The 4013-nt window shown below is 38.2% G+C and carries 3 protein-coding genes and 1 pseudogene; all 4 read left to right on the forward strand.

Going from position 1 to position 4013, the window contains the following annotated elements; translation table 11 throughout:
* Positions 1-454: 454 nt before the first annotated feature.
* Positions 455-1000 carry an HDIG domain-containing protein gene (locus ENL20_09915; protein HHE38872.1) on the forward strand — a complete coding sequence of 182 codons (546 nt, stop codon included), beginning with the start codon at positions 455-457 and terminating at the stop codon, positions 998-1000.
* Positions 1001-1205: 205 nt separating this feature from the next.
* A complete protein-coding gene (locus ENL20_09920; GenBank protein ID HHE38873.1) occupies positions 1206-3014 on the forward strand; it encodes a homoaconitate hydratase family protein in 1809 nt (602 codons plus the stop codon).
* Positions 3015-3073: 59 nt separating this feature from the next.
* Positions 3074-3609: pseudogene (locus tag ENL20_09925) on the forward strand (hypothetical protein).
* A gap of 64 nt (positions 3610-3673) precedes the next feature.
* On the forward strand, positions 3674-4013 hold a 340-nt coding region (locus ENL20_09930), incomplete at its 3' end, for an aconitate hydratase (GenBank protein ID HHE38874.1).

Raw genomic sequence — 4013 nt, forward strand, 5'->3', positions numbered from 1 at the left:
GAATAATCATATCCATCTTATTGTGTCTCATTCCCAAAATCTATCACAAGTTATTCAGAACTTTAAAAGTTTTACAGCGAAGGAGATAATAAACAGACTTAAGAGTGATGATAGAAGTTGGATACTCGATCTACTGAGAGAGAATAAGGCTGAATATAAAAATGAATCAAAATTTCAGTTTTGGCAGGAAGGAAACCATCCGAAGCAAATTCAGAATCCAGAAATGTTTAATCAAAAAACAGAATATATTCATTACAATCCTGTCAGAAGGGGACTGGTTTCTGATGAGAAGGACTGGATTTACTCAAGTGCTCGAAATTATTCAGGATTAGACTCTGTTTTTTATGTTGATAAAATAATTTTGTTGTGCGTATCCAAGCTGGGGCTTGGATACGAGAATAAATTGAATCTCCGTGTTCTCCGTGAACTCAGTGGTTAATCAAAAGGAAGAAAAATGGATATTTATAAATTATGGCCCGAATTAAATTGGATCAAAGACGATGATCTTAGAGAAAAAACTGCAAAAACTTGGGAGCTGGCTTTGGAAAGAAGCGTCCTTTCAGCAGAAGATTTGAAGACAATTCCATTCACACTTTTGTGTGGTCCCGACCTTAAAGTTACTTTTATGGATCACAAACAAAGTGTGGTTCACATCGCTAAAGCAGCAGGTGAAAAATGCAACGAGTTTTATCATGGTGAACTTCCTGTGAATATGGATGTTCTGATTTCCGGAGCAATTCTGGCAGATGTCGGCAAGCTGCTGGAATATGTTCTTGATGGTGAAGGGAAAGCAGTTCAGGGAACTTACGGAAAGTATCTTCGTCATCCGTTTTCCGGAGTTGCGATTGCAGAAGAATGCGGAATTCCGGCAGAGGTTTGTCACATCATCGCAACGCATGCAGGCGAAGGAAATATGGTCAAACGAACCACCGAAGCTTATCTGGTTCATCACGCCGATTTTATGACTTTCCTTCCATTTAAGGAAAGGTTGAAGATCTAAAACCTTGCGAATGGTCTTGATCTTCGCAATGGTTACCTTTTATCTCTAATGAATTTAAATTTTTGATTTGTAATGTAAACAGACCATTATGGAGGTTTCGTAATCTTGATTGAATATTGGTAAGGATTCCAAGATTTTAACTCAACCCCGTAAGGTCTTCGTTTGTTTTGTTAGTTTTTGTTGGTTGTAAAAAAGGAGAAAAAATATGGGATTAACTTTAATAGAAAAGATCCTGGCAAATCATTCCGAACAGGAAATTGTAAAGCCGGGAGAGATAATTGATATCGAAATTGATGTACGAGTAGCAAGAGATTTCGGCGGCGCGAATGTCGTCAAAAATCTTGTCAATAATGGATTGGAAGTTGACGATCCGGGCAAAACTTTTTTCACATTCGACTGCAATCCAACCGGTTCGGATCAAAAATATGCTGCCAATCAGCAATATTGCCGGATGTTCGCTCGTGAAAACGAGATCAAAGTTTATGATGTGAATTCCGGGATCGGAACTCATCTTGTAATTGAAAAAGGTCTGGCAATTCCAGGTGGAACAATCGTTTCGACAGACTCACATGCGAATATTCTGGGAGCGATCGGAGCGTTTGGTCAGGGAATGGGAGATCGCGATATTGCCGCAGCTTGGGCAAATGGTAAAAGCTGGTTCAAAGTTCCGGAATCAGTGAAATTGACTTTAAAGGGAAAAAGACCGGAAAATATTTATGCCAAAGATATTGTCTTGAATCTGCTGCATAAATTCGGTGCGAACAAACTTCTGGGATATTCTGTTGAAATTTATGGTGATGAAGTCGAGAAATTTACTCTCGATGAGAGAATTACCATCTCTTCCATGGCAACAGAAATGGGAGCTATCATCGTTCTTTTCCCGCCTTCTGATGAGATAATTTCTTATTGTGAAGAGCGTTCCGGCAAGAAGATCGAAAAAATTACAGCAGATTTTGATGCGGTTTATACTGAAGAATTTGAGATGGATTTCGGTAAATTCGTACCAATGATTTCTCGTCCCGGACATCCGGATGATTCCATTGATATAAACGAAGTTATTCAAACCAAAATCGATTCTGCTTTTATCGGAAGCTGCACGAATGGAAGAATGGAAGATATGCGGGAAGCAGCAGAAATCCTGAAAAATCGAAAAGTTGCACCAGGCGTTGTTTTGAAGATCGTTCCAGCAACAGATGAAATCTGGAATCAGTGTCTGGAAGAAGGTATAATCGATATTTTTAAGAAAGCAGGAGTTCTGGTCGGAAATGCCGGTTGTGCCGGCTGTGCTGCCGGACAAATTGGTCAAAACGGTCCCGGAGAAATCACGATCAGTACCGGAAACAGGAATTTTGCCGGCAAGCAGGGAAAAGGAAAAGTCTATCTCGGATCTCCAGCGGAAGTTGCTGCGTCTGCTGTTGCCGGTTATATCACAACTGCTGATAAAATTCCTGAAAAGCCTTCAGTTTTCAAAGCAACCGGAAAATTTGAAAAACCGTTAGATTCCCAAAAAGAAGAAATTGTGGAAAAACCAACTACTATCGAAGGAAAAGTCTGGCTGATTGAAAAGGATGATATCGATACAGATATGATCTTCCATAATCGTTATTTAACGATCACTGATATTGCTGAAATGGGACAATACACATTCGATAATCTGGAAGGTTGGGAAGATTTCTCCCGAAAAGCCGAAAAAGGAGATATTGTCATCACCAATAAAAATTTCGGAGCAGGAAGTTCGCGTCAGCAGGCTGTAGATTGCTTCAAATCTCTGGGAGTGCAGGCAATTCTGGCGGAATCCTTCGGCGCAATTTATGAACGAAATGCCATCAATGCTGCTTTTCCGATTCTGACCTATAAAGATATTTCAAAACTTGAATTGAAACAAAGAGATAAGATCAGAGTTGACTTTGAGCAGGGTATTCTGACAAATCTGGAAAATGGGAAAACGGTCGAGATCGAGAAATTCTCCAATGTGCAGTTGGAGATTTATCAGAAAGGTGGACTTTTAAGATAATTTGAAATTGGAAATTTACATTCTTGTTCCCAAGCCCCAGCTTGGGAACACTCTGAATAATGAGAAGCAGATATAAAATAATAGAAGAAGATCAATTGTATTTTCTGACAATGTCAGTAGTGGAGATGATTCCCATCTTCACAAATTCGGATTATATGAACGCTATAATTGAGAATTTCAGATTCTATCAAAAAGAACAAAATTTGAAAATATATTGTTATGTAATTATGGATAACCACATTCATTTAATAGTTTCTCATCAAAACAGCTTAGTTCAAAAAAAATTCAAAATTTCAAAAGTTTCACAGCAAAAGTAATGCTAAAAAAACTTCAATCGGAAAAAAGAAATTGGATTTTAGAGTTGTTAAGATAAAATAAGAAAGAATATAAAATTCAATCTTCATTTCAGTTTTGGCAGGAAGGTAATCAACCAAAGCAAATTGTAAATGTCGAGATGTTTCGTCAAAAAGCAGAATATATTCATAATAATCCTGTAAAGCGTGGTTTGGTAGAGGAAGCAGAGCATTGGGTATATTCAAGTGCAAGAAATTTTACAGGTTTAAACGGTGTATTCGAAATTGATGAAATTTTTTAGCGTTACAAAGCTGGGGCTTTGTAACGAGAGAAAGAGAGAAAAATTATTTAAGGAGGTTCATTAAATGGGAAAAACATTCGTTGAAAAAATATTAGGCGCAGATAAAGGTGCGATAGTATTTCGCAAACCTGATATCGTTCTCACACACGATAACACAGCCAGCATTAAAAACACTTTCCATAAAATGGGAGGAGAAAAAGTTTTCGATCCGGAGCAACTACTGGTCGTTCTGGATCACAATGCTCCACCCACAAATGCTAAACTGGCAAACCAGTATCAAAAAATTCGCGATTTTGTGAAAGTTCAGGGAATTAAAAAATTCCATGATGTTGGTGACGGAATTTGTCATCAAGTGATGAGTTATCACGCCAAACCGGGAATGATAATTGTCGGCTCCGACAGTC

The organism is Candidatus Cloacimonadota bacterium (genome assembly GCA_011372345.1).
Taxonomy (GTDB): domain Bacteria; phylum Cloacimonadota; class Cloacimonadia; order Cloacimonadales; family TCS61; genus DRTC01.

Bases quoted from the DNA above. Each gene is read 5' to 3' on its own strand.
- ENL20_09915 (HHE38872.1), top strand. From the start codon at position 455: ATGGATATTTATAAATTATGGCCCGAATTAAATTGGATCAAAGACGAT.
- ENL20_09920 (HHE38873.1), top strand. From the start codon at position 1,206: ATGGGATTAACTTTAATAGAAAAGATCCTGGCAAATCATTCCGAACAG.